Here is a 25,441-nt window from a genome sequence, read left to right on the forward strand (position 1 = left end):
TCGCGGAATAGCCCGCGCAGGGGCCGCAACAGGTTTACATCAACGGGCAGTCAATGCCGAATAGCTGTTCATCAGGTTGCGGTAGTTGGGGATACGCTGCGACAGCAGGTTGCCCAGCCCTTCGATGTCGTTGCGCCAGTCGCGGTGCAGCTCACAGGCCACCGAGAACCAGTTCATCATCTGCGCGCCCGCCTGGGTCATGCGCGCCCAGGCCGCCTGCTGCACGGTTTCGTTGAAGGTACCGGAGGCATCGGTCACCACGAACACTTCAAAGCCTTCGGCCAGCGCGGACAGGGTCGGGAAAGCCACGCAGACATCGGTGACCACACCGGCAATGATCAGCTGCTTGCGACCGGTAGCCTTGATCGCCTTGACGAAGTCTTCGTTGTCCCAGGCGTTGATCTGGCCGGGGCGGGCAATGTACGGCGCGTCCGGGAACATCTCTTTCAGCTCAGGCACCAGCGGGCCGTTCGGGCCTTGCTCAAAGCTGGTGGTGAGGATGGTTGGCAGGCCGAAGAACTTGGCCAGGTCGCCCAGGGCCAGCACATTGTTCTTGAATTCGTTGGGCGAGAAGTCCTGCACCAGCGAAATCAGGCCGGTCTGGTGATCCACCAGCAGGACCACGGCGTCGTCTTTGTTCAGGCGCTTGTAATCGGGTTGGCTCATGGGGTGACTCCTTGGGTTGGGAAACGGGCCGGTACTGCCCACAGGGGGCTATACCGGTGGATAGATTAGGCTTAAGGATTGACCTGCGCCTGGCGCCAGGCCTTCGGTGGCTGGCCGACCAGGCGGCTGAAGGCGCGGGTGAAATGGGCCTGGTCGCAGAAGCCGCATTCCAGGCTTACATGCGTGATCGGTGCTTCGGTGGCGAGCAGGCGCTTGGCCTTTTCCATGCGCGCCAGCAAGCGCCAGGCCTGGGGCGATAGCCCGGTATTGACCTTGAACGCCCGGGAGAAATGGCTGCGGGTAAGGTTGCACACGCCGGCGATCTCGATGATCGACAGCGAGCTGCGCAGCATCAGTTCCTTGGCCTGACGTAACCGCGCAGGCGTCAGTGCGCCAGGGGCTTGCTGCTGCTCTTGGGGCGTCCAAGGGTGCATGGCGACTCTCCTGTTCAATGAGTAAAGTCTCGCCTTCCACTCATGACAAAGTCCTGAGCCAAACCTGAATTGTTCTTAATCGAGCACTGCTGGCCCTGGCCCTTTTGCCGTTACCATAAGATGCGTTTCGTATTCAGCTACAGGCCGCTGCGGCGGCCGGCATTAAAGGCAAAAGCGCCATGCAGGAAAAACCCGCCTACCGCACCGTGGCCATGGTGCTGTTCAACGATGTGCTGTCGCTGGATGTGACAGGGCCGATGGATGCGTTCGCCATCGCCAACCGCTTTTTGCCTGCAGACCGGCAATACCGGTTGCTCACCCTGGCCGAGGGGCAAGCGGCAGTGCGCAGCTCTTGTGGGCTGAAAGTACTGGCCGACCTGCGCCTGGATGACCTGCCGGAGGCCGTCGACCTGCTGCTGGTGCCCGGTGGGCCGGGGGCCTATGACATAGCGCTGCCCGGCATCGAGCGCTGGCTACCGCAGGCCGTACGCAGTGCCAGGCGCTTTGGTGCGATCTGCACCGGCGTGTTCCTGCTGGGCCGTGCCGGGCTGCTCGACGGCTATCGCTGCACCACCCACTGGAACTATGTAGAGCGCCTGGCGCGGGCGTTTCCCAATGCCCGGGTCGAGACCGAGCAGATCTACGTGATCGACCGCTGCCTGATCACCTCGGGCGGGATCACTGCAGGGATCGACCTGGCACTGGCGGTGGTGGCGGAGGACCACGGCAAGGCGCTGGCACTGGAAGTGGCCAAGGTGCTGCTGGTTGCGCGCCATCGTCAGGGTGGGCAGACGCCCTATGGGCCACTGCTGGCGGCGGTACCGCGCGACGATTCGCCGATCGCACGGGTGCAGGCGTTCATCGTCGATCACATCGAGCAGGTGTTCACCGTGCAGAAAATGGCCGATCTGGTGGCCATGAGCAGCCGCAACTTCGCCCGCACCTTTCAGCGCGAAGTGGGCATCACGCCTTTGCAGTACCTGCAGAATGCGCGCATCGACCGCGCGCGCAAGCTGCTGGAAGGCAGCGACCTGCCGCTGAAAGTGGTAGCGGCGCAGTGCGGGTTTGGCAGTGACCGGCATATGCGCAAGGTGTTCTGCGAGCGGATTGGCATGACGCCGGCGCAGTATCGGGCGCAGTTTGGTGAGGCCTGAGTCAGTGTTTTTCCTGTGCTGGCCTCTTCGCGGCTAAAGCCGCTCCCACAGGGATTGCACCTGCCTGGCAGGCTCCGCTGTACCTGGAGGGGGTTTACCCGCGAAGAGACCAGCACGGGTTGTCTCATTTTTCAGGACAATCTTTCTCCCCGATGGCAGATTGTCTGACTCCACCCCAGCCCCCAGAATTGTCCGCCAAACTGTTCAAACGCTGCCCCGGCAGCTCATGGAGTACGAGCCAATGCCACACGAAGGCAGCCTTCTGCAAACCGCGGTGATCTTTCTGCTCGCCGCCGTCGTCGCCGTCCCCCTGGCCAAGCGCCTGCAACTGGGTGCCGTGCTGGGTTACCTGCTGGCTGGCGTCGCCATCGGCCCGCAGGCACTGGGCCTGATCCGCGACACCGAAAGCGTGGCGCACATTTCCGAGCTGGGCGTGGTGTTGCTGCTGTTCATCATCGGCCTGGAACTGTCACCCAAGCGCCTGTGGCTGATGCGCAAGTCGGTGTTCGGCGTCGGCACTGCCCAGGTGCTGCTGACCGGCGCGATCATCGGCGCCATCGCCCTGTTCGGCTTCAGCCAGACCCTGCCTGCTGCCATCGTGCTGGGCCTGGGCCTGGCGCTTTCGTCCACCGCCCTTGGCTTGCAGAGCCTGGCCGAGAGCAAGCAGCTGAACGCCCCGCACGGCCGCCTGGCCTTCGCCATCCTGCTGTTCCAGGACATCGCCGCCATCCCGCTGATCGCCTTGGTACCGCTGCTGGCCGCCACTGGCCCCGACACCAGCCATGGTGACAGCTTGCAACACGGGCTGAAGGTATTCGCCAGCATCGCCGTGGTCATCGTCGGCGGCCGCTACCTGCTGCGCCCGGTGTTCCGCACCGTCGCCCGCACCGGTCTGCCGGAAGTATCCACTGCCACGGCGTTGCTGGTGGTGATCGGCACCGCCTGGCTGATGGAAGAAGCCGGCATTTCCATGGCGCTGGGCGCTTTCCTGGCAGGCCTGTTGCTGGCCGACTCGGAATACCGCCACGAGCTGGAATCGCAGATCGAGCCGTTCAAGGGCCTGCTGCTGGGGCTGTTTTTCATCAGCGTCGGCATGGGCGCCAACCTTAGCCTGCTGCTGGAAATGCCGCTGGTGCTGCTGGGCCTGACCCTGCTGCTGGTGACGGTGAAGCTGGCGCTTCTGTTCGGCGTCGGCCGCCTGGCCGGTGGCTTGAACAGCGCCAGCGCCCTGCGCCTGGGCATGGTCCTGGCCGCCGGTGGCGAGTTTGCTTTCGTGGTGTTCAAGCTGGGCAAGGACCAGGGCCTGTTCGACACCCAGACCTACGACCTGCTGCTGATGACAATCACCCTGTCGATGGCCATCACTCCGTTGCTGATGCTCGGTTGCGCTCGCGCCCTCAAACGCCCGCAGCCGGTGCGGGAAGTGCCTGAGCAATACACCCAGATCCAGACCGATGCACCTCGGGTGGTGATTGTCGGCATGGGCCGCATGGGGCAGATTGTGGCGCGCATCCTGCGGGCGCAGAAAATCCCGTTCCTGGCCCTGGAAACCTCGGTGGATGCCATCGAGATGACCCGCATGTTCGAGCAGGTGCCGGTGTTCTACGGCGACCCGCTGCGCGCGGAGGTGCTGCACGCCGCCAAGGTGGGCGAGGCGGAGTATGTGGTCATCACCATCGATGACCCCGAAGTCGCCACCCGCACTGCGGAGCGCATCAAGCGTCTGTACCCGCACCTGAAAGTGCTGGCCCGGGCACGTAACCGCCAGCATGTGCACAAGCTGGTGGATGTGGGTGCCGAGCCGATTCGCGAGACGTTCTACTCCAGCCTGGAGATGACCCGCAGGGCCTTGGTGGGGCTGGGCTTGAGCGATGAACAGGCGGCGGACCGGATTGCGCGGTTTACCCAGCATGATGAAGAAGTGCTGGTGGCTCAGGGGCAGGTGCGTGATGACCGGGCCAAGGTGATGCAGACGGCCAAGGAGGCGCGGGTGGAGTTGGAGCGGTTGTTTGATTCGGATGCGGGGTAAGTCGTCAGGCGAACACTAACCGCTCTATCTGAGGATGCTCACGGTGGGCAGCCTGCCAAAGATCGTAAGCGGCCTGTTCGGCAAGGTACTGCCTGGCAGGGCCGAGACCCGCCAGCTCAAGGCGATAAGCAAGATCGGCAGAAATGGCGGCGCGTCCATTGAGTACTGTGGATAACTGCCCCCGCGAATAACCTAGGTGACGAGCTAACTCAGAGACATTCATGCCAATTGAAGGCAACACGTCTTCTCGCAGGGACTCCCCTGGATGGGGAGGATCAAACATAGGCATGATTGAAGCCTTTTAGTGGTAGTCCAAATAATCAACAAGCTCCACATCGGTACCCAAGAAGCGGAACACCAGACGCCAGTTACCTGAAACATTCACTGCCCAAAAGCTATCCAGCTTTCCGTGCAGAGGATGAAGGCGGTAACCGGGACGGTTCATGTCTGCTGGCGTTTGTGCAACCTCCAGGGAAGCAAGCAAACGCCGCAAGCGATTGACATGATCCGCACGCACGCCAGATGCGTCACCCTGCTGATGGAGCAGCCTCAGGCCCTTGTGCCTGAAACTTCTGATCTTTGACGGTTGAGTGTAAGGTCATGCCTTACACTTTTCAAGCTTGTACTTGGACGGAACATGGGGGCACACCTGAAGGATTTCCGGGTTGCCCAGTTTGCGCTTGGCCTTCCTGCTTGGCCCCGTCATGCCATCCGTTTTCAATGTCAGAGGTTTCCCAAAAAGCATGCCTTGAGAATTATATCGCCTGTGAGATCGAGCGCCGCCCGCGCGGCGCATCGCGGATAAACCCGCTCACATTTGTTGCAACGTGCCGAACCTGTTACGCCATGGTTGCCAGCCTTGGCGCAGGTCTTCAGTCTTGCAAACCGGCTGACAACCATGGCCTCACAGGCATGGCCACGTTGCAACAAATGTAGGAGCGGATTTATCCGCGATGCGCCGCGCGGGCGGCGCTCGATTTCGCAGGCGCCACAAACCTATCGCCATACAACTGGAGGCCATCCTGCGATCTCCTGACGATCACCTCGCTGCCGTTACGCGGACACAAAAAACCCATCACAAGATCGTCCAATTTTCAGCAAGGTCCTACTTCCCCGCGAACCATTTCCTACGTCACCGCCAATCCCAAGGATTTATCCTACACCCCGTGTCGACATCCGTCTGATTGTCCGGGGAAGGCCTGCTCTCTAGGCTAACCGGGTCGCTGTCGGTTCAGCGATCGGGTGTGGAAACCCGGATGTGATGAAGGACTGCCGTAATGGCAGTTGTGCGCGTGTGGCCTTCTGGCCTACCGGCTTGCCTTCTCCCCGGTTTTCCACCTCGCGTACAACTGCCGCCTTCTGCGTGGAAACGGGTGGTTGCAGTTCATTTCTGGAGAAGGAATTGCCATGAAGAGAATCGTCCCGGATCCACCCCTCCCCAACACCACACAACGCCCTTTCAGCCGCTGCGATGCCGGCCACCCCCCGTTATTCACAGTAAACCCTGGCGTCTCTGCCCACGATGCCCTGGTGCATGTCGCCCAGTACCTGCGCGGTGCCTATGACTGTGGATACAAAGCCTTGGAGCATCTGGATGACACAGGCAAAAGCCTGTTCTGGAGCAACCTCAATGCACTCGAAATGGCAGAAGGGTTGGTTGAAGCATTGCTAGATGGGATTGAGTCACAGCCTATAAATTGAGTCGCCTGTACCGCCCTCTTCGCGGGTGAACCCGCTCCCACAGGATCACCGCAGGTTCTGAAGCTGTGCAGTACCTGTGGGAGATGACAGAAGGGCTGATTGAGGCACTGCTGGATGGGATTGAGTCACAGCCCATGAATTGATATCGCCTGTGCCGGCCTCTTCGCGGGTGAACCCGCTCCCACAGGATCACCGCAGGTTCTGAAGCTGTGCAGTACCTGCGGGAGCGGGTTTACCCGCGAAGAGGCCGGCACAGCAAATGCAAAAGGCCGGCTCCCTATAGAGGGAGCCGGCCTTCACGCTTAGAACTTACAGGCTGTCACTTACCCGCAGTCAGCGCGTTATAGCTGGTCATCAGGTTGCGATAATCCGGAATGTGGTTGGAGCACAGCGCCGCCAGCCCTTCCACATCGTTGCGCCAGTCGCGGTGCAGCTCACAGGCCACGCCGAACCAGGTCATCAGCTGCGCACCGGCCTGGCTCATGCGGTCATGGGCGGCGTCGCGGGTCATTTCGTTGAAGGTGCCGGAGGCGTCGGTCACCACGAACACGTCGAACTCTTCTTCCAGGGCTGCCAGGGCCGGGAAGGCTACGCAAACCTCGGTTACCACGCCGGCAATGATCAGCTGCTTCTTGCCGGTGGCCTTCACCGCCTTGACGAAGTCTTCGTTGTCCCAGGCGTTGATCTGGCCTGGGCGGGCGATGTACGGGGCGTCCGGGAACAGTGCTTTCAGCTCTGGCACCAGCGGGCCGTTGGGGCCTTGCTCGAAGCTGGTCGTGAGGATGGTCGGCAGGTTGAAGAACTTGGCCAGGTCAGCCAGGGCCAGTACGTTGTTCTTGAACTTGTCCGGCTCGATGTCGCGGACCAGGGAGAGCAGCCCGGCCTGGTGGTCGACCAGCAGTACGGCGGCGTCGTCTTTGTTCAGGCGGTTGTAGGTGAATTTGCTCATGGTCCGTGCTCTTAAGGGTTATGAATTTTTCAGCAATCCGGGGTGTTTCGCGTTGATGGGCACAGATTAAAATCATCCCCTTCACGGCGGTAGACTGCGAAAATTGCCTTTAGCGTTCCATCTGGAGAACGATCATTGGAAGACCTCAACTCCCTCTACTACTTCACCCAGGTTGTGGAGCACGGTGGCTTCGCTCCGGCTGGCCGGGCGCTGGACATGCCCAAGTCGAAGCTCAGCCGGCGCATCGCCGACCTTGAGGAGCGCCTGGGCGTGCGCCTGCTGCACCGCACCAGCCGCCATTGCTCGCTCACTGAAATCGGCCAGGCCTACTACAACCGCTGCCTGGCCATGCGCGTGGAAGCCGAGGGCGCGGCGGAGATCATCGAGCGCAATCGCAGCGAGCCGCGTGGGCTGGTGCGCATCAGCTGCCCGACCACCCTGCTGAATTCCTGGGTCGGGCCGATGCTGACCCGCTATATGCTCAAGTACCCGCAGGTAGAGCTGTTCATCGAAAGTACCAACCGCCGCGTCGACCTGTTGCACGAGGGTTTCGACATCGCCCTGCGGGTGCGTTTTCCGCCGCTGGAGAACACCGACATGGTGATGAAGGTGCTCAGCAACAGTACCCAGTGCCTGGTCGGCCACCCACAATACCTGGCGCAATTGCCCGAAGGTTTCGACCCGCAGCTGCTCGGCACGCTGCCCAGCGTGCATTGGGGCAGTGCCCAGCGGGAGTATCAGTGGGAACTGTTCCAGGGCGAGGACAACAGCCGCAGCATTGTCATCCCCCATACCCCGCGCATGGTCACTGACGACCTGTTCGCCCTGCGCCATTTCGTGGTGGCAGGGGTGGGTATTGCGCACTTGCCACGGGTGGCCGTGCGCGAGGACCTGGCGGAGGGGCGGCTGGTGGAGTTGATTCCGCAATGGCATCCACGCTGTGGAATTGTGCATGCGATCTTCCCGTCGCGGCGCGGGTTGCTGCCGTCGGTGCGATCGCTGATCGATCATCTGGCCGAGGAATTTGCGATCAGCGATATGGCTTGAGTCAGTTGCAGCCTGCACCGGCCCTTTCGCGGGTAAACCCGCTCCCACAGCGTCGGCGATAGCCCCGTGGCTTGTGCAGAACCGGTGGGAGCGGGTTTACCCGCGAAAGGGCCGCAACAGACAAAGCCAATGCCAGCACACTGTTACAAGACCCCTGCCCTACCCTTCATCCACAGTCCCGGATCATAACCCCCGGAGCCCCCATGATCCGCGCCACCCCCGGACCAGGCCGCGCCCTGCTCGCCACCCTCGCCCTGTGCCCGGCACTCAGCCAGGCCGAAGAACCCGGCTGGTCGCTGCTCAGCCGCAATTACTTCCTGCACAGCGACTTCCGCTCGCCCTCCGCCAGCGGCCAGAACTACCGCCAGGAATGGGCCCAAGGCTTCATCGGTGAAATCCGCTCCGGCTTCACCGAGGGCACCGTCGGCGTAGGCATCGACGCCCACGGTTTCCTTGGTCTCAAGCTCGACGGCGGTCGTGGCCATGCCGGTACCGGCCTGCTGCCGCGCGACAGCGATGGCCGCGCCGAGTCCGACTACTCCAGCGCCGGCGCCGCGCTCAAGCTGCGCCTGGGCAACACCCAGCTGCGCTACGGCGAGATGACCGTGGAAACCCCGGTGTTCGACACCAGCGACAAACGCCTGCACCCGGAATACGCCAGCGGCTGGTTGGTGGACAACACCGACCTGCCAGACTGGCGCCTGCAGGCTGGGCATTTCACCGCCTTCAACAACCAGGACAACAGCTCGGCCCACGATGATTTCAACGGCTATGGCGCCAGCACCCACAACCGCGCCATCAGCCTGGCCGGCGCCACCTTCGCGCCCGCCGGCCCTTTCGGCGCTGCGCTGTATGCCGGGCAACTGGAGGATACCTGGCGCCAGGCCTACCTGAACCTGAACCTGGCCGAGGGCAACTGGCGCCTGGACGGCAACCTGTACAACACCCGCGACACCGGCAACGCCAGCGCCGGGGCGATCGATACCCTCGCCTACAGCCTGCTGGCCAAGTACAGCATGGGCGCCCAGGCGCTGAGCCTGGCCTACCAGAAGGTCGAGGGCGATACCCCGTTCGACTTCGTCGGCGGTGACTCGATCTACCTGGCCAACTCGATCAAATACGCCGATTTCAACGGCCCGGGCGAACGCTCGTGGCAGCTGCGCTACGACCTCAATTTCGCCACCCTTGGCGTACCCGGCCTGAGCCTGATGGGCCGCTACGTCAGCGGCCGTGGCATCGACGGCAGCCACGCACCGGCGGGTGGTGCCTACGTCAACCAGTACGGCCAGGGCGGCAAGCACTGGGAGCGCGACATCGACCTGAAGTACGTGGTGCAGTCCGGCGCTGCCAAGGACCTGAGCCTGTCGTTCTCCCACGTCAGCCATCGCGCCAACCAGGCCCAGGCAGGCGACGACATCGACCGCTTCTACCTGATCATCGAATACCCACTCAAAGGCAGCTTCTGATATGAGCAATTCCCCTTCAGGCGCCTGGAGCCCGTTGCGCAACACCACCTTCCGCATGCTGTGGATTGCCACCATCGCCTCCAACATCGGCACCTGGATGCACGAAGTGGGTGCCGGCTGGCTGATGACCACGCTGTCGTCCAACCCGCTGCACGTGGCGCTGATCCAGGTGGCCGGTTCGCTACCGATGTTCTTCCTGGCCCTGCCGGCGGGGGCCGCAGCAGATATCGTCGACAAGCGTCGCTACCTGCTGCTGGTGCAGTTGTGGATGTCAGCGGTTGCCGTGGTGCTGGCGACCCTGACCTTGCTGGGGCTGATGAACGTTACCCTGCTGCTGGGACTGACCCTGGCGCTGGGCATCGGCACGGCACTGATGATGCCGGCCTGGAGTGCACTGACGCCGGAACTGGTGGGCAAGCAAGACCTGGCCAATGCAGTGGCCATCTCCAGCGTCGGCATCAACGTGTCCCGCGCCATCGGCCCGGCCCTGGCCGGGGTGGTGGTAAGCCTGGTCGGGCCCTGGCTGACGTTCGCCCTGAACGCGGTTTCGTTCGCCGGCGTCATCCTTGTGCTGTTGCTGTGGAAGCGCGAAGTGAAAGAGCCGCTGCTGCCGGCCGAACGGTTTATCGGCGCCATGCGCACCGGCCTGCGTTTTGCCCGCAGCGCCAAGCCGTTGCAGGCTGTGCTGCTGCGGGCCTTGGCGTTCTTTTTCTGCGCCAGCGCCGGCACCTCTTTGCTGCCGTTGATCGTACGCGGCGAGATGCATGGCACGGCCGCCGACTTCGGCCTGCTGCTGGCCGCCATCGGCATTGGCGCGGTGGCCGGTGCCACCTTGCTGCCACGCCTGCGCGAACGCATCAGCCGGGACCGCCTGGTGCTGCTGGCCAGCCTGCTGTATGCCCTGTTCCTGCTGGCCCTGGCGCTGGTACGCAACTTTTATGTGTTGCTGCCGGCGATGCTGCTCAGCGGTGCGGCGTGGATCGCCGTGCTGTCCAACCTGCAGGTGGCCGCGCAGACGTCGGTACCGGCCTGGGTGCGGGCACGGGCGTTGTCGGTGTACATCCTCATCTTCTTCGGCGCCATGGCCGCTGGCGGGTTGCTGTGGGGCACGCTGGCCAGCCATGCGTCGATCACCTTGAGCCTGCTGCTGGCTGCTGGCGGCCTGGCGCTGGGTACCCTGCTGACCTGCAAAGTGACCCTGCCGGAAACCGAGGCCGAAGAGCTGACGCCGTCGCTGCACTGGCCGGTGCCGGTGCTGAGCGATGACATGGACAAGGACAGCGGGCCGGTGATGGTGACTGTGGAGTACCACATCGACCCGGCCAAGGCCGACGCATTCCAGCAGGCGACCCGTGAGCTGGAGGCGATGCGCAAGCGCAATGGCGCGTTGTCCTGGGGGTTGATGCGCGACAGTGCGGACCCGGCGTTGTGGCTGGAGTTCTTCTTCGAGGAATCGTGGCTGGAGCACCTGCGCCATCACCATCGGGTGACCCGTGGTGAGTTGAAGATCGAGGCGCGGGTGCGGTTGCTGCAGACCGAGGGGGTGCAAGTGAAGATCAGGCATCTACTGGCTGGTGGGGAGCACAAGGCTCACCACTGATACTGACCTTCGCGGCCCTATCGCCGGCAAGCCAGCGCCCACAGGATTACACAGCTCTCAAGGCCAGTAGAGGTCTTGTGGGAGCTGGCTTGCCGGCGATAGGGCCAGAACAGTCACACAAAAAAGGGGGCCAGATACTGGCCCCCTTCTTCACATCAGCTCAGCTTAGAAGGCAAAGCACGAGCAACCCAGTGAACCCCAGAAGCCCTGGAAGTCGCTCACCGGCACACTCGATTTGCGCGCCTTGTCATGGCTGTGCGCATGCACCCCACACGGCCCGGAGCACTGGTGCACCGCCGCTGCCAGCGACGGGGTACCAACGCGCCAGTGCCCCGGCACCTTGGTCACTGGCGACCATTCCGGCAGCACCGGTACCTGCGGCGGGCCGAGCTTGTCGAATTCACCCGCGCCGTACACCACCTTGCCATCGACAACGGTCAGCACCGACTCGATGCCCTTGATCGCTTCTTCCTCGACGCTGAAGAAGTCCAGCGACAGCGCCGCCAGGTCAGCCAGCTGGCCGACCTTGATCTGGCCCTTCTTGCCCTGCTCGCTGGAGAACCACGCACTGCCCTGGGTGAACAGTTGCAGGGCGGTATCGCGGCTCAGGCCTTCGGGGTACAGCTCCATGCCGCCGACGGTCTTGCCGCTGACCAGCCAGTACAGCGAAGTCCACGGGTTGTAGCTGGACACGCGGGTGGCGTCGGTACCGGCACCCACCGGCACGCCCATGTCGAGCATGCGCTTGATGGGTGGGGTCTGCTCGGCGGCCTTGGCGCCGTAGCGGTCGACGAAGTATTCACCCTGGAAGGCCATGCGGTCCTGGATGGCGATACCGCCGCCCAGCGCACGCACGCGCTCGATGTTCTGCGGGGTGATGGTTTCGGCGTGGTCGAAGAACCACGGCAGGCCGTTGAACGGGATGTCGCGGTTGACCTTCTCGAACACGTCGAGCATGCGCGTGATCGATTCGTTGTAGGTGGCATGCAGGCGGAACGGCCAGCGCTGCTCGACCAGGTGGCGCACCACCGGCTCCAGCTCTTCTTCCATGGTCTGCGGCAGGTCCGGGCGCGGTTCGAGGAAGTCCTCGAAGTCGGCAGCGGAGAACACCAGCATCTCGCCGGCGCCGTTGTGGCGCAGGAAGTCGGTACCGCTGTGCAGCTTGACGCTGGAGGTCCACTTCCTGAAGTCGTCCAGCTCTTCCTTGGGCTTCTGGGTGAACAGGTTGTAGGCGATGCGCACGGTCAGCTGGTTGTTGTCGGCCAGCTCCTGGATCACCGAGTAGTCGTCCGGGAAGTTCTGGTAGCCGCCGCCGGCATCGATGGCACTGGTCAGGCCCAGGCGGTTCAGCTCGCGCATGAACTGGCGGGTGGAGTTGACCTGGTATTCCAGCGGCAGCTTCGGCCCTTTGGCCAGAGTCGCGTAGAGGATCATCGCGTTCGGACGGGCGATCAGCATGCCGGTCGGGTTGCCGAACTTGTCGCGCTGGATCTCGCCACCGGGCGGGTTCGGCGTGCTCTTGTCGTAGCCGACCGCCTTGAGCGCGGCGCGGTTGAGCAAGGCTCGGTCGTACAGGTGCAGCAGGAAGACTGGCGTGTCCGGGGCGGCCTGGTTGATTTCTTCCAGGGTCGGCATGCGTTTTTCGGCGAACTGGAATTCGTTCCAGCCACCGACCACGCGCACCCACTGCGGGGTGGGCGTGCGCGCGGCCTGGTCCTTGAGCATGCGCAGGGCATCGGCCACCGAGGGTACGCCTTCCCAGCGCAGTTCCAGGTTGTAGTTCAGGCCGCCGCGGATCAGGTGCAGGTGCGAGTCGTTCAGGCCCGGGATGACGGTGCGCTGCTTGAGGTCGATGATCTGCGTGGTGGCGCCCTTGTGGGCCATGGCCTCGGCGTCGTTGCCCACGGCGACGAACCGGCCATCCTTGATGGCGACGGCGGTGGCGGTGGGCTTTTCGCGGTCAACGGTGTGCAGTTTGCCGTTGAACAGAATCAGGTCGGCGGTCATGGAACCTCCTTGGGTGGATGCGTGAGCGGAACCGGCTTGGCCGGTGAATGGCAATGCGGACCAGAGCGCACCGGCAGCACCGAGCACCGTGCTGGTGGCGAGGAACTGGCGACGGGTCTGGTCGTTGCGGTCCTGGGACATGGGGTTCTCCGTCTCGGGGGCGGCGGCAGGCGCAACTGCGGAGCATGCCGGTTGGTGCCGGGCCAAGGCTTGGATGGATGTGCGGTGGGTTGTAGAAGGTTAGCCCTGATCAGGTTTTGTGCTGCCAGGCCTGGCCTCTTCGCGGCGGTTCGACGCCTCGAATGCCCCAGCGCAATTACTGCTGAAGGAACGCCAGCAAATCCTCATTCAGCTGCTGCGCGTGGGTCACCGCAAACCCATGCGGCGCCCCGGCATACACCTTCAGCTCAGCCCCACGAATCAGCTCCGCCGCCTGCTTGCCGGTGGTCTCGAACGGCACGATCTGGTCGTCGTCACCATGGATCACCAGCGTCGGCACATCGACCTTGGCCATGTCCGGCCGGAAGTCGGTTTCGGAGAAAGCTGTCACGCAATCCAGGGTGCCCTTGATCGACGCCATCAGCGCGATGTTCAGGGTTTGCGTCTGCACACCCTGGGACACCTGCTGCCCATGGTTCAGGCCATAGAACGGCGTGGCGAAATCGGCGATGAACTGCGCACGGTCGGCACGCAGGCCGGCGCGGATACCTTCGAATACCGACAGGTCGACACCTTCGGGGTTATCGTCACGCTTGCCGAACACCGGCGTCACAGCGCCCAGCAACACCAGCCCGGCCACCCGCTCGCTGCCATGGCGGGCGATGTAGCGGCTGACATCGCCGCCCCCCATCGAGAAGCCCACCAGCGTTACCTCACGCAGGTCGAGGTGCTCGATCAGCTGGGCGATGTCGTCGGCAAAGGTGTCGTAGTCATAGCCGGACCATGGCTGGCTCGACCGGCCGAAACCACGACGGTCGAATGCAATGGTGCGGTAGCCGCGGCTGGCCAGGAACTCCATCTGCGAGTCCCACATGTCGGCATCCAGCGGCCAGCCGTGGCTGAACAGCACCGGTTTGCCGCTGCCCCAGTCCTTGAAATAGATCGAGGTGCCATCGCGGGTAACGAACGTGCTCATGTCGGTATCTCCTTGAAAGTGTCGAGGGAAAGGCGTGGCTCAGCCGCGCAGCCACGTGGCACAGCGGCGGGTTACCCAAGGCATGATGTAGAACACCACGGGCAGGATGACGAAAAGGTTGACGATCAGGTTGCCGGTGATCGGGCCGCCCAACTGGGGGAAACGGGCGAACAGCGGCGCCAGCAATTGCGGGATGACCATGGTCATCGGACAGATCACCAGGTAGGTAAGCAGCGCCTGCTTCCAGCGCGGTGGCTGCGCGGCCGTGGTGCTCGGCGGGGTGAACCAGAACTCCGGGTCATCGTGGACCTGGGTATGGTCGCCGCCTTCGAGCAGCGGCAGCACTTCGCTGACCAGCGCCTGGCGCTCAGCCGAGTTGACCCAGGCCTGCAGCAAACTGGCATCGGCGAAACGCACCACGGTGGTGAAGTGCAGCCCGCCGTCGTCGGGGCGGATGACGTTGACGTCCAGGTGCCCCGGCTGGTGCCGCGCGGTGCTTACTGTGCGCTTGAGCCATGCTTCGTAGTCGGCCAGCGACGCGGCGCGAACCTTGTGCTGGATGACCAGGGTCACCACGTTGCGGTTGTCCTGGAGTGCGGTGTTCATCGGCGTTCCTTGGGATGAGCTTGCCCGCATCCACTGTGCAACGGTGAACGGGCGGAGGATTGGATGGGTGTGCTGCCCTTGCGGGCACCGACCGTCGGTGCCCGGGGCGTAGCGGTTTACTTGCTGGCGTTGAAGGCGTTGTAGCTGGTCATCAGGTTGCGGTAGTCAGGGATGTGGTTGGAGCACAGCGCGGCCAGGCCTTCCACGTCATTGCGCCAGTCGCGGTGCAGCTCACAGGCCACGCCGAACCAGGTCATCAGCTGCGCACCGGCCTGGCTCATGCGGTCATGGGCGGCGTCGCGGGTCATGGCGTTGAAGGTGCCGGAAGCATCGGTCACCACGAACACGTCGAATTCTTCTTCCAGGGCTGCCAGGGCCGGGAAGGCCACGCACACTTCAGTCACGACGCCGGCAATGATCAGCTGCTTCTTGCCGGTGGCCTTCACTGCCTTGACGAAGTCTTCGTTGTCCCAGGCGTTGATCTGGCCTGGGCGGGCAATGTACGGGGCGTCCGGGAACAGTGCCTTCAGTTCCGGTACCAGCGGGCCGTTGGGGCCTTGCTCGAAGCTGGTGGTGAGGATGGTCGGCAGGTTGAAGAACTTGGCCAGGTCGGCCAGGGCCAGCACGTTGTTCTTGAAGGCATCCGGTTCGATGTCGCGGACCAGCGACAGCAGGCCCGCCTGGTGGTCGACCAGCAGTACGGCGGCGTCGTCTTTGTTCAGGCGGTTGTATTTGAAGTTGGTCATGGTCGTTGCTCCAGAAGGTTTTGATTGTTCAGTAAGTTGGGTGTTTCGCGTTGATGGGAGAAGATTAAATCCATCACCTTTTCAGCGGTAGATAGCGGTTTTTGGCTTTAGCGTTCTGTTATGTGAACGATGGATTGGCGCTGAATTTGCTGGCCCCTTCGCGGGTGAACCCGCTCCCACAGGGACTTCACCAAACTCAGAGCTGTGGGAGCGGGTTCATCCGCAAAGAGGCCGGCACAGGTTCACATTGCCTGCGACGGCAACCTGCTCTATTACTACCCACAGCCTCCCCTCACCCCCGAGACTTCCATGCTGGCGTTCATCCAGTCGTCCCCGTTGTTGCTCGGCTCCGCCCTGATCCTGCTTGACCTGGTGCTCTGGCAGCTCATCCCTGTTCAGCGCCGCGCCTGGCGCATCGGCGCACGGCTGGTGATATTCCTGCTGTTCAGCTCGGTGCTGGTGGCCGCCGGCATGAGCCCGCTGCAACCGCCACCCTGGCCTGACGATGTTTCGCGCAACCTGATGGCCACGGTGCTGGCAATCGGCTGGTGGCTGTTTGGTGCGCGCACGATCACCGTGGTGTTCGGCCTGCTGCTGGTGGCCAGGGGCAGCCATGGCGGCCGGCTGCTGCAGGATGTACTGGGCGCGCTGATATTCCTGGTCGCAGTGGTCGCTGCTGCAGGCTATGTGCTGCAGCTGCCGGTAAAGGGCCTGCTGGCCACGTCCGGGGTGATGGCCATCGTCATCGGCCTCGCGCTGCAGAGCACGCTGGCCGACGTGTTCAGCGGCATCGTGCTGAATACCACGCGGCCCTATCAGATCGGCGATTCGATCTCCATAGATGGCACCGAGGGCAAGGTGGTGGATATCGACTGGCGGGCCACGCGCATGATCACCGGCACCGGCAGCCTGGCGGTCATCCCCAACTCGGTGGCGGCCAAGGCCAAGCTGCTCAACCATAGCCGCCCGGCCGATCGCCACGGGGTAACCATCAGCGTGGTGGTGCCGGCCAAGGTTCGCCCAAGGCGGGTGTTCGACGCCCTGGAAAAGGCCTTGCAGGGCACCAGCGCCCTGCTCGCCTCGCCAGCGCCCAAGGTTTCGGTGAAAACCTCGACACTGGAGTCGGTGGAGTACGAAGCCAGTGGTTTCATTGCTGACGCCGCACTCAAGACCGAAGCGCGCAACCAGCTGTTCGACCTGGCCCACCGGCACCTGGAGGCCAGCGGGGTGATGTGGAATGTCGACCTGGCGATGCCGCCGCGCAGCCGCCAGCGCGAGGTGCTGGATGAAGTGCGGGTGTTCCGCTCGTTGAGCGATGAAGAACGCGATGCACTAAGCCAGCGCATGACGACAGTGGAGTACCTGGCCGATCAGGTGATCCTGGGTGTGGGCGAGCATTCCGATCACCTGCTGGTAATCGGTAGCGGTGTGGTCTCGGCAGCGGTGCGCGATGGCGACAAGCTGCTGGAAGCCGGGCGCATGGGGCCGGGTGAGGTGCTGGGGGTCGAGGGGATCATTGACGAAGAAGATTCGTTTGCCGAGTTCCGCACCCTGACCAGCTGCGTGTTGTACCGGATCGACAAGGAACAGGTGAAGAGCTGCCTGGTACAGCGCGGCGAAGTGCAGACGGCGTTGAGCAAGTTGCAGCGCTTCCGGCGGCAGAGCCGGGAGTCGTTGCTGCTGCAGAAGCCGGCCCTGATCAAGAAGGGCGGCTTCCTTAGCTGGTTGCACAAGTAAGCCTGTACTGGCCTCTTCGCGGGTAAACCCGCTCCCACGGGTACATCACAAGTCTCGAAAACTGTGTTGTACCTGTGGGAGCGGGTTTACCCGCGAAGAGGCCGGTACTTACAACACAACTCTCAAGCATTGCCCCGCGTGGTACAGCGAGAACCCGGACTCATAGAACGCGGTGCGCAGTGACGGCGCGCTCACGCCGGCCATCGGCGAGAACGGTATCGGCAAGCTGTCCGCCTCGCCCTTGAGCAGGAACTCGGCAAACGCCCGGCCGATCACGGTGCCGGTCGTGTTGCCGCGGCCGTTGTAGCCAGTCACCGCCACCAGCCCCGGCGCCGGCTCGAACAGGCGCATCAAGTGGTCGGGGGTGAAGTCGATGCAACCGGTCCAGTGCATTTCCCACTCGACCTTGCCCAGCTCCGGGTAATAGTGGCTCTGGATGCGGTCCGCCCAGCTGCGCACAAACCACGCCGGCTTGTTGTCGACCCGGCCCAGGCTGCCGAGCAACAGCCGGCCCTGGTCGTCACGGCGGATGCTGCTGAGCACCGTGCGGGTGTCCCAGGAGCCTTGGCCATGAGGCAGCACTTTGTCGGCCGCAGCGCCGTGCAGAGGCTTGGAAGCCACCTGGTAGTAATACCCACGGAAAAACTGCTTCTGCAGGTTGCTCCAGTCGCCTTCGGTATAGGCGCCGGTGGAAATCACCACCTTGTCGGCGCGCACTGACCCGCGAGCGGTCTTCACCCGCCAGGCATCGCCGTCACGTTCAAGGCCTTCGACCGACGATTGCTGGAACAGCTTGCCGCCCAGACGCGCCACGGCAGCCGCCAGGCCCTGGGTGTAACCCATGGGGTTGATGGTGCCGGCGCGGCGGTCGAGCAGCGCGGCAGAAATCTTGTCGGTACCGCAGTACTCCTGGCACTGGGCGCCGGTCAGCAGCTCCACGTCGGCACCCCGGCGGCTCCACTGCGCATGGCGCGCTTCGAGGTCGGCGATGCCGGTGGCGTTGTGCGCCATGTGCAGCGTGCCTTTGTGCTGGGCCTGGCAGTCGATGCCAAGGCGCTCGATCATGGCGAACACTTCAGCCGGGGCCTCGCCGAGTACCTTGTTCAGGCGGCTGCCCGTCTTCTGGCCGAGGGTCGCTTCGACGTCGTCCGGGCGAATCCAGGTGCCGGCGTTGACCAGGCCGACGTTGCGCCCGGACCCGCCATGGCCGATCTTCCAGGCCTCCAGCAGGATCACCGACTTGCCCTGTTCGAGCAGGTGGATAGCCGCAGACAAGCCGGTAATGCCGCCACCGATCACACAGACATCCGCCTTGTGCTCACCGGCCAGGGCCTGGTCGGCGACGGTCGGTTTGCTGACGAATTCCCACAAGCATTCTTGACGCAGTTCGGACATGGCCCGGCTCCAGCAATTTGTTCTTGTTGGGGCCGCGGTGCGGCCCTGTCGCCGACAAGCCAGCTCCCACAGAGAGCGTACGGTAGACAACACTCTCTGTGGGAGCTGGCTTGCCGGCGAAACGGGGGCAGAGCCCCCGCCTGCGGTCATCAGTCGAACACGATACCCTGCGCCAGCGGCAGCTCGCGCGAGTAGTTCACGGTGTTGGTCTGGCGACGCATGTAGCCTTTCCAGGCATCCGAACCGGACTCACGGCCACCGCCGGTTTCCTTCTCGCCACCAAACGCGCCGCCGATCTCGGCGCCGCTGGTGCCGATGTTGACGTTGGCGATGCCACAGTCGCTGCCCGAAGCGCTCTGGAAGCGTTCGGCTTCACGCAGGTCGGTGGTGAAGATGCACGACGACAGGCCTTGTGGCACTTCGTTGTTCAGGCGCAGGGCCTCTTCGAAGTCGTCGTAGGCCAGCACGTACAGGATCGGGGCGAAGGTTTCATGGCGTACTACCTCGCTCTGCGCCGGCATTTCGGCGATGGCTGGCGACACGTAGTAGGCGTTCGGATACTGGTCGGCCAGCTGGCGCTCACCACCAAATACCTGGCCGCCTTCATCGCGAGCCTTGGCCAGCGCACCCTGCATGGCGTCGAACGACAGTTTGTCGATCAGCGGGCCAACCAGGTTGTCTTTGCGTGGGTCGCCGATGCGGACTTTGCCGTAGGCGGCTTTGACGCGGGCAACCACTTCGTCCTTGATCGAGCGGTGCACGATCAGGCGACGCAGGGTGGTGCAGCGCTGACCGGCGGTGCCGACAGCAGAGAACAGGATGCCGCGCACGGCCAGGTCCAGGTCTGCGCTCGGGGCCAGGATCATGGCGTTGTTGCCGCCCAGTTCCAGGATGCTGCGGCCGAAGCGGGCAGCGACACGCGGGCCGACTTCACGGCCCATGCGGGTGCTGCCGGTGGCGCTGACCAGCGGTACACGCGGGTCATCGACCATGGCTTCGCCAGCTTCACGGCCACCGATCACCAGTTGGGCCAGGCCAGCCGGTGCATCGCCGAAGGCTTTCAGGGCTTTGTCGAACAGCGCCTGGCAGGCCAGCGCGGTCAGCGGGGTTTTTTCAGACGGTTTCCACAGCACCGAGTTACCGGCCACCAGAGCCAGGGCGGTGTTCCAGGCCCAGACGGCTACCGGGAAGTTGAAGGCGCTGATCACGCCGACCACGCCCAGCGGGTGCCAGGTTTCACGCATGTGGTGGCCAGGGCGCTCGGAAGCGATGGTCAGGCCGTACAGCTGACGCGACAGGCCGACGGCGAAGTCGCAGATGTCGATCATTTCCTGCACTTCGCCCAGGCCTTCCTGGGTGATCTTGCCGGCTTCGATCGATACCAGCTCGCCGAGGTCCGCCTTGTGCTCGCGCAGCACTTCACCGAACAGACGCACCAGCTCGCCACGGCGTGGGGCTGGTACGCTGCGCCAGGCTTCGAAGGCGCTCTGGGCCTGATCGATGCGAGCGATGGTCTCGGCCTTGCCGAGCAGTTTCACCGAGGCGATCTGGCTGCCGTCGATCGGCGTGTGAACAGGGTAGTCGCCCTGGGTGTAAGCATCGGCGGCAACGCCAAGGCGCTCGAGCAATCCAGCAACCATTTGTGCATCTCCTCTATCGGTGATGGGGTGGAAAAATGATGTGGATCAGTATTAATCCGATCACACCAGTGCAACAAACGACCTTTATTCCGCATATCATTCCGTCAGGTAATGATTCGAGCCGCAGAGACCGCTATGTCCAAACGCCTGGTGCCCTCCATGACCGCCCTGCAGTGCTTTGAAGCTGCCGCGCGCCATTTAAGCTTTACCCGCGCCGCCGAAGAGCTGCACCTGACCCAGAGCGCGGTCAGCAAGCAGGTGGCGCAGCTTGAAGAGATGCTGCGCCACCACCTGTTCCTGCGCATTCGCCGGCGGCTGCAACTGACCCCGGCTGGCAGCCTGTACCTGGCCGAGGTCAACAAGATCCTCACCCAGGTCGACATGTCCAGCCGCTATGTCCTGACCTATGGCGAGCAGACCGAGATACTGAAGGTAGCTACTCAGCCGAGTTTTGGCGTGCGCTGGTTGATTCCTCACCTCAAGGGCTTTGGCAAACGCCACACCAATATCCACCTTGATATCCGCAACGAGATGGAACCGTTTGCGCTGCTGCAGGGGTCGGCGGACGTGGTGTTCTTCTATGGCCAGGGCACATGGCCGGGAGCCACCTGCGTTGAGCTGTTCCGCGAAGAAGTGGTGCCGGTGTGCGCGCCGGAGCTGCTGGCCGGGCGCGAGCTGGGCGGGGCTGAAGAGCTGGCCGAACTGGTGCTGCTGCAAAGCACCTCGCGGCCAGAGGCCTGGCATGAGTGGTTCCAGGAGCTGGGGCTGCAGAGCGTGAGTGCCTACCACGGGCCACGCTTTGATACGTTCTATATGGCGCTGAGCGCGGCGCAGGCTGGCTGCGGGGTGGCGTTGGTACCGCGTTATCTGGCGGCCAAGGAACTGGCCGACGGTAGCCTGGTGGTGCCGTGGAACCATGCAATGCGCAGTGGCGGGGCGCATTATCTGGCGTATGCCGAGCATGCGGCGGAGGTGCCAAAGGTGCGGGCGTTGGTGGAATGGATTGATGAGCAGCTTCAGGCTTGAGGGCCTCTTCGCGGGCACGCCCGCTCCTACAGGGACCGCGCAGGTTCAAGCCCTGTGCAGTACTTGTGGGAGCGGGCATGCCCGCGAAAGGGCCCTGAAGGTCGATCAAAAAAGGAATGACACACTCACTTTTTTTCGCTTGTGAGCCAAGTGCATTCCCAGCTTTCATGTAAGCGTCCAAACCTAACCAGGAAGCTAGCGATGCCCGCCCACGATTTCGTCAGCCCAGACAGCATCCGCGCGCAGTTCTCTGCCGCCATGTCGCTCATGTACAAACAGGAAGTGCCGCTCTACGGCACGTTGCTGGAGCTGGTGAGCGAAATCAACCAGCAGGTCATGGCCCAGCAACCCGAGGTAGCCGAAGCCCTGCGCTGGAGCGGCGAAATCGAGCGCCTGGATCAGGAACGCCACGGCGCCATCCGCGTCGGCACCGCTGAAGAGCTGGCCACCATCGCCCGTCTGTTCGCCGTCATGGGCATGCAGCCGGTCGGCTACTACGACCTCAGCTCTGCCGGCGTGCCGGTGCACTCCACCGCGTTTCGCGCGGTGCACGAGCAGTCGCTGCACGTCAGCCCGTTCCGCGTGTTCACCTCGCTGCTGCGCCTGGAGCTGATCGACAACCCGCAGCTGCGTGAACTGGCCCAGAGCATCCTCGCCAAACGCCAGATATTCACGGATCGCGCCCTCGCGCTGATTGCCCAGTGCGAACGCGATGGTGGCCTGAACGCTGCAGATGCCGACGCATTTGTGCAGGAAGCGCTGCACACCTTCCGCTGGCACCATGATGCCACGGTCACTGCCGAGCAGTACCAGCAGTTGCACGACCAGCATCGCCTGATCGCCGACGTGGTCGCCTTCAAGGGCCCGCACATCAACCACCTGACCCCGCGCACCCTGGATATCGACGCCATCCAGATGGGCATGCCGGCCAAGGGCATCCCGCCCAAGGCCGTGGTCGAAGGCCCGCCCACCCGCCGCCACCCGATCCTGCTGCGCCAGACCAGCTTCAAGGCGCTGCAGGAAAAGGTTGCCTTCCGCGACCAACAAGGCAGCGAGGGCAGCCACACTGCGCGCTTTGGCGAAATCGAGCAGCGCGGTGCGGCGCTGACGCCGAAAGGGCGCCAGCTGTACGACAAGCTGCTGGATGCGACCCGGGCCGCCTTGGGCGGTGTGCCGGCCGAGGCCAACGCCGAGCGCTACAGGGCGCTGCTGCAGGAAACTTTTGTCGAATTCCCGGATGACCTGGCGCAGATGCGTGAACAGGGCCTGGCGTACTTCCGCTACTTTGCCACCGAAAAAGGGCTGGCTGCGCGTGGCCAGGACGATCGACCGACCACCCTGCAGGGCCTGATCGACGCTGGTCATGTGCACTTCGAGGCGCTGGTGTACGAGGACTTCCTGCCGGTGAGTGCTGCAGGGATCTTCCAGTCCAACCTGGGTGACGATGCCCAGGCCGAGTACGGCAGCAACGCCAACCGCGATGCGTTCGAAGCGGCGTTGGGGCTGCAGGTGCAGGATGAGCTGGCGCTGTATGCACAAAGCGAGCGCCGGTCGTTGCAGGCCTGTGCACAGGCCTTGAATCTGGGCTCGATGTAAGGCTGCGGGAATCAGAGGGGCGGCAGGATTTCCACATCAGGCAGATCCATCGCCGCCACCTCCTCATCCAGAAACGCGCTCAACCGCCGCAAACGCTCGCCCCCCGGCCGTGTACGCGGCCACACCAGGTAATAGTCCATCCCGCTGGGCACCGCCGTCGGCCATGGCAGGCTAAGCCGTTTCTGCGCCACATCCTCGGCCACCATCAGCAAGTCGCCCATGGAAATCCCGTAACCACGCGCAGCAGCAATCATGCCCAGTTCCAGAGTGTCGAACACCTGGCCGCCCTTCAGCGAGACCTTGTCGCTGAGCCCCATGCGCTCCAGCCATTCGCGCCAGTCACGCTTGTCCACCGTGGGGTGCAACAGCTCGATGCAGGCCAGCCGGCGCACGTCCCACGGCTCCTCGTCCAGCAGGTCCGGCGCGCCCACCGGGATCAGCAACTCCGGGAACAACTTGCGCACCTCCCAGTCCGCCGGGAATGCCCCGTCACTGAGCAACACCGCGCAATCGAACGGCTCCTGGTTGAAGTCCACATGGTCCACGTCCATCCAGGCGCTGGTCAGCTGCACTTCATTGCCCGGCTGCAAATGACGGAAGCGACTCAAGCGCGCCAGCAACCAGCGCATGGTCAGCGTCGAAGGCGCCTTCATGCGCAGGATGTCATCTTCGCCGCGCAAGGTATCGCAGGCCCGCTCCAGCGCGGCAAAACCTTCACGCACCCCAGGCAGCAGCACCCGCGCCGCTTCGGTCAGCTGCAGGCTGCGGCCACTGCGGACGAACAAGCGGCAGGCAAAGTGATCCTCCAGCGTGCGGATATGCCGGCTGACCGCACTTTGGGTGATCGACAGCTCTTCACCCGCGCGGGTGAAAGAGCTTGAGCGTGCGGCAGCTTCAAATGCGCGCAGGGCATACAACGGTGGGAGCTGACGAGACATCGGGTACCTGCCATACGAGCTGTGAGGCAACTCCTGAAAGCATATATGCATGAGTCAAAGTCATGCCAACAATCGGTTTTATCCTTTTGTGCAAAGTTGACCGAAGCCTCAGAATCGCGCTTCGCTACATGACCTCAGGAAGAAGGACAGCCCATGCACGTCGCGCCCACCACAGAACTCAAGGCGTTGCTGCGCCTGGCCGGGCCGCTGATCGCCTCGCAGTTGGCGCACATGCTGATGGTGCTGACCGACACCCTGATGATGGCCCGCATCAGCCCGCAAGCCCTGGCCGGTGGTGGACTGGGCGCAGCCAGCTATTCGTTCGTGTCCATCTTCTGCCTGGGCGTGATCGCCGCCGTCGGCACCCTGGTGGCCATCCGCAAGGGCGCCAACGATATCGAGGGCGCTACCCGCCTGGCGCAAAACGGCCTGTGGCTTGCCTGGGGCCTGGCGCTGGTGGCCGCGCTGGCGTTGTGGAACCTTGAGCCGGTATTGCTGATGTTCGGCCAACAGCCGGAGAACGTGGCCTCGGCGGCGCAGTTCCTGACCCTGCTGCCACTGGCGCTGCCCAGCTACCTGACCTTCATGGCCCTGCGCGGTTTCACCAGCGCCCTCGGCCGCTCGACCCCGGTGATGGTCATCAGCGTGGTCGGCACGGTGCTCAACTACCTGCTCAATGTCGCCATGCTCGAAGGCATGTTCGGCCTGCCGAAGCTGGGCCTGATGGGCATTGGCCTGGTCACCGCGGTGGTATCGCTGGGCATGGCCATTGCCCTGGCGCTGTATATCCGCTGGCACCCGGCGTATGCCGCCTACCCGCTGCGCAAGGGCCTGTCGCGCCCGTCAATGCCGGCGCTGCGCGAGTTGTGGCGGCTGGGCTTGCCCATTGGCGGCACCTACATGGTGGAAGTAGGCCTGTTCGCCTTCGCCGCCCTGTGCATGGGTGTGCTGGGCAGCACCGAGCTGGCGGCGCATCAGATCGCCCTGCAGATCGTCTCCACGGCGTTCATGGTGCCGACCGGGCTGTCGTATGCGGTGACCATGCGCGTGGGCCTGTATTACGGCGCCGGCAATCTGCTGGCGGCACGCAGCGCCGGGCGGGTCGGGATTGGCTTCGGCGGGCTGATCATGTTCGGCTTTGCGGCACTGTTCTGGCTGTTGCCCGATGCACTGGTAGGGCTGTTTATCGACCGCAGCGACCCGGCCTTCGCCGCCATCTACCAACTGGCGGTGCAACTGGTGATGGTCGCGGCCTGGTTCGAGCTGTTCGATGGCATGCAGACCATCGCCATGGGTTCGATTCGTGGCCTCAAGGATGCCAAGACCACATTCCTGATCGGCTTGTGCTGTTACTGGCTGGTGGGCGCGCCGAGTGCCTGGCTGTTCGCATTCAACCTGGGCGGCGGCGCGGTCGGCATCTGGTGGGGGCTGGCATTGGGGCTGGCGTTTGCTGCCGTGGCGCTGACCTTCGGCTTTGAATGGCGGATGAAGCGGCTGCTGCGCAAAGCCGGTGTGGCTGACGGTTCTGCAGTGTCTGTGTGATTGCCGGGGCTTTGTGTTGCGATGGAG

The 25,441-nt window shown here is 63.6% G+C and carries 22 protein-coding genes; 10 read left to right on the top strand and 12 right to left on the bottom strand.

Annotated elements, in window-relative coordinates; translation table 11 throughout:
• Positions 1-39 precede the first annotated feature (39 nt).
• Positions 40-666: an isochorismate family cysteine hydrolase YcaC gene (gene ycaC / locus AC5O5R_RS26360; protein WP_172222600.1), complete on the bottom strand. Its 627-nt coding sequence runs from the start codon at positions 664-666 to the stop codon at positions 40-42.
• Positions 667-737: 71 nt separating this feature from the next.
• Positions 738-1,100: a helix-turn-helix domain-containing protein gene (locus AC5O5R_RS26365; protein ID WP_172222597.1), complete on the bottom strand. Its 363-nt coding sequence runs from the start codon at positions 1,098-1,100 to the stop codon at positions 738-740.
• Positions 1,101-1,279: 179 nt separating this feature from the next.
• Between AC5O5R_RS26365 and AC5O5R_RS26370 the strand changes: the two genes are divergently transcribed.
• Positions 1,280-2,254, top strand: coding sequence for a GlxA family transcriptional regulator (locus AC5O5R_RS26370; RefSeq protein WP_494514854.1), 975 nt, complete (start codon positions 1,280-1,282; stop codon positions 2,252-2,254).
• A 241-nt stretch (positions 2,255-2,495) separates the two neighbouring features.
• A complete protein-coding gene (locus tag AC5O5R_RS26375) occupies positions 2,496-4,283 on the top strand; it encodes a monovalent cation:proton antiporter-2 (CPA2) family protein (protein WP_494514855.1) in 1,788 nt (595 codons plus the stop codon).
• Positions 4,284-4,287: 4 nt separating this feature from the next.
• Here AC5O5R_RS26375 and AC5O5R_RS26380 read toward each other — a convergent pair whose 3' ends face one another.
• Both AC5O5R_RS26380 and AC5O5R_RS26385 read right to left on the bottom strand, forming a co-directional pair.
• Complete coding sequence (locus tag AC5O5R_RS26380) at positions 4,288-4,572, bottom strand: HigA family addiction module antitoxin (protein ID WP_172222584.1); 285 nt, start codon at positions 4,570-4,572, stop codon at positions 4,288-4,290.
• Between the two features lie 12 nt (positions 4,573-4,584).
• Entirely contained in the window at positions 4,585-4,860 is a 276-nt protein-coding gene (locus AC5O5R_RS26385; protein ID WP_494515483.1) for a type II toxin-antitoxin system RelE/ParE family toxin, read from the bottom strand.
• 830 nt (positions 4,861-5,690) lie between these two features.
• Between AC5O5R_RS26385 and AC5O5R_RS26390 the strand changes: the two genes are divergently transcribed.
• Positions 5,691-5,984 carry a hypothetical protein gene (locus AC5O5R_RS26390; protein WP_494514856.1) on the top strand — a complete coding sequence of 98 codons (294 nt, stop codon included), beginning with the start codon at positions 5,691-5,693 and terminating at the stop codon, positions 5,982-5,984.
• Between the two features lie 319 nt (positions 5,985-6,303).
• On the opposite strand, the gene ycaC (AC5O5R_RS26395) is transcribed toward AC5O5R_RS26390, so the two are convergent.
• On the bottom strand, positions 6,304-6,933 hold the full coding sequence (gene ycaC, locus AC5O5R_RS26395; RefSeq protein ID WP_172222571.1) for an isochorismate family cysteine hydrolase YcaC: 630 nt from the start codon (positions 6,931-6,933) through the stop codon (positions 6,304-6,306).
• 135 nt (positions 6,934-7,068) lie between these two features.
• Here ycaC (AC5O5R_RS26395) and AC5O5R_RS26400 point away from each other — a divergent pair, with 135 nt between their 5' ends.
• From AC5O5R_RS26400 to AC5O5R_RS26410, 3 genes are all read left to right on the top strand, one after another.
• Positions 7,069-7,980 carry a LysR substrate-binding domain-containing protein gene (locus tag AC5O5R_RS26400; RefSeq protein ID WP_172222566.1) on the top strand — a complete coding sequence of 304 codons (912 nt, stop codon included), beginning with the start codon at positions 7,069-7,071 and terminating at the stop codon, positions 7,978-7,980.
• Between the two features lie 203 nt (positions 7,981-8,183).
• Complete coding sequence (locus tag AC5O5R_RS26405) at positions 8,184-9,446, top strand: OprD family porin (protein ID WP_494514857.1); 1,263 nt, start codon at positions 8,184-8,186, stop codon at positions 9,444-9,446.
• Position 9,447: 1 nt separating this feature from the next.
• A complete protein-coding gene (locus AC5O5R_RS26410; protein WP_172222556.1) occupies positions 9,448-11,046 on the top strand; it encodes an MFS transporter in 1,599 nt (532 codons plus the stop codon).
• Between the two features lie 165 nt (positions 11,047-11,211).
• Here the strand turns inward: AC5O5R_RS26410 and AC5O5R_RS26415 are convergent, their stop codons facing one another.
• From AC5O5R_RS26415 to ycaC (AC5O5R_RS26430), 4 genes are all read right to left on the bottom strand, one after another.
• Complete coding sequence (locus AC5O5R_RS26415) at positions 11,212-13,194, bottom strand: amidohydrolase (protein ID WP_172222553.1); 1,983 nt, start codon at positions 13,192-13,194, stop codon at positions 11,212-11,214.
• A gap of 175 nt (positions 13,195-13,369) precedes the next feature.
• The gene (locus AC5O5R_RS26420; RefSeq protein ID WP_172222550.1) at positions 13,370-14,188 is read right to left on the bottom strand and encodes an alpha/beta fold hydrolase; all 819 of its coding nucleotides are present in this window, start codon (positions 14,186-14,188) and stop codon (positions 13,370-13,372) included.
• Between the two features lie 39 nt (positions 14,189-14,227).
• A complete protein-coding gene (locus AC5O5R_RS26425) occupies positions 14,228-14,794 on the bottom strand; it encodes an antibiotic biosynthesis monooxygenase (protein WP_172222546.1) in 567 nt (188 codons plus the stop codon).
• 116 nt (positions 14,795-14,910) lie between these two features.
• Positions 14,911-15,540 carry an isochorismate family cysteine hydrolase YcaC gene (gene ycaC, locus AC5O5R_RS26430; RefSeq protein ID WP_172222542.1) on the bottom strand — a complete coding sequence of 210 codons (630 nt, stop codon included), beginning with the start codon at positions 15,538-15,540 and terminating at the stop codon, positions 14,911-14,913.
• Between the two features lie 309 nt (positions 15,541-15,849).
• On the opposite strand from ycaC (AC5O5R_RS26430), the gene AC5O5R_RS26435 reads away from it, so the two are divergent.
• Entirely contained in the window at positions 15,850-17,277 is a 1,428-nt protein-coding gene (locus tag AC5O5R_RS26435; protein WP_172222539.1) for a mechanosensitive ion channel family protein, read from the top strand.
• Positions 17,278-17,385: 108 nt separating this feature from the next.
• Here the strand turns inward: AC5O5R_RS26435 and amaA are convergent, their stop codons facing one another.
• Together amaA and amaB are read right to left on the bottom strand one after the other, a co-directional pair.
• The gene (gene amaA / locus AC5O5R_RS26440) at positions 17,386-18,672 is read right to left on the bottom strand and encodes an L-pipecolate oxidase (protein ID WP_172222535.1); all 1,287 of its coding nucleotides are present in this window, start codon (positions 18,670-18,672) and stop codon (positions 17,386-17,388) included.
• Positions 18,673-18,821: 149 nt separating this feature from the next.
• A complete protein-coding gene (gene amaB / locus AC5O5R_RS26445; RefSeq protein ID WP_494511845.1) occupies positions 18,822-20,312 on the bottom strand; it encodes an L-piperidine-6-carboxylate dehydrogenase in 1,491 nt (496 codons plus the stop codon).
• Positions 20,313-20,447: 135 nt separating this feature from the next.
• Here amaB and AC5O5R_RS26450 point away from each other — a divergent pair, with 135 nt between their 5' ends.
• Together AC5O5R_RS26450 and hglS are read left to right on the top strand one after the other, a co-directional pair.
• The gene (locus AC5O5R_RS26450) at positions 20,448-21,338 is read left to right on the top strand and encodes a LysR family transcriptional regulator (protein ID WP_172285945.1); all 891 of its coding nucleotides are present in this window, start codon (positions 20,448-20,450) and stop codon (positions 21,336-21,338) included.
• A gap of 201 nt (positions 21,339-21,539) precedes the next feature.
• Complete coding sequence (gene hglS / locus AC5O5R_RS26455; protein WP_494514858.1) at positions 21,540-22,934, top strand: 2-oxoadipate dioxygenase/decarboxylase HglS; 1,395 nt, start codon at positions 21,540-21,542, stop codon at positions 22,932-22,934.
• 11 nt (positions 22,935-22,945) lie between these two features.
• Here hglS and AC5O5R_RS26460 read toward each other — a convergent pair whose 3' ends face one another.
• The gene (locus tag AC5O5R_RS26460; RefSeq protein WP_172231453.1) at positions 22,946-23,872 is read right to left on the bottom strand and encodes a LysR substrate-binding domain-containing protein; all 927 of its coding nucleotides are present in this window, start codon (positions 23,870-23,872) and stop codon (positions 22,946-22,948) included.
• 153 nt (positions 23,873-24,025) lie between these two features.
• On the opposite strand from AC5O5R_RS26460, the gene AC5O5R_RS26465 reads away from it, so the two are divergent.
• Entirely contained in the window at positions 24,026-25,414 is a 1,389-nt protein-coding gene (locus AC5O5R_RS26465) for a NorM family multidrug efflux MATE transporter (protein WP_172231450.1), read from the top strand.
• Positions 25,415-25,441 lie beyond the last annotated feature (27 nt).

Source organism: Pseudomonas sp. 8_5_2 (assembly GCF_059295255.1).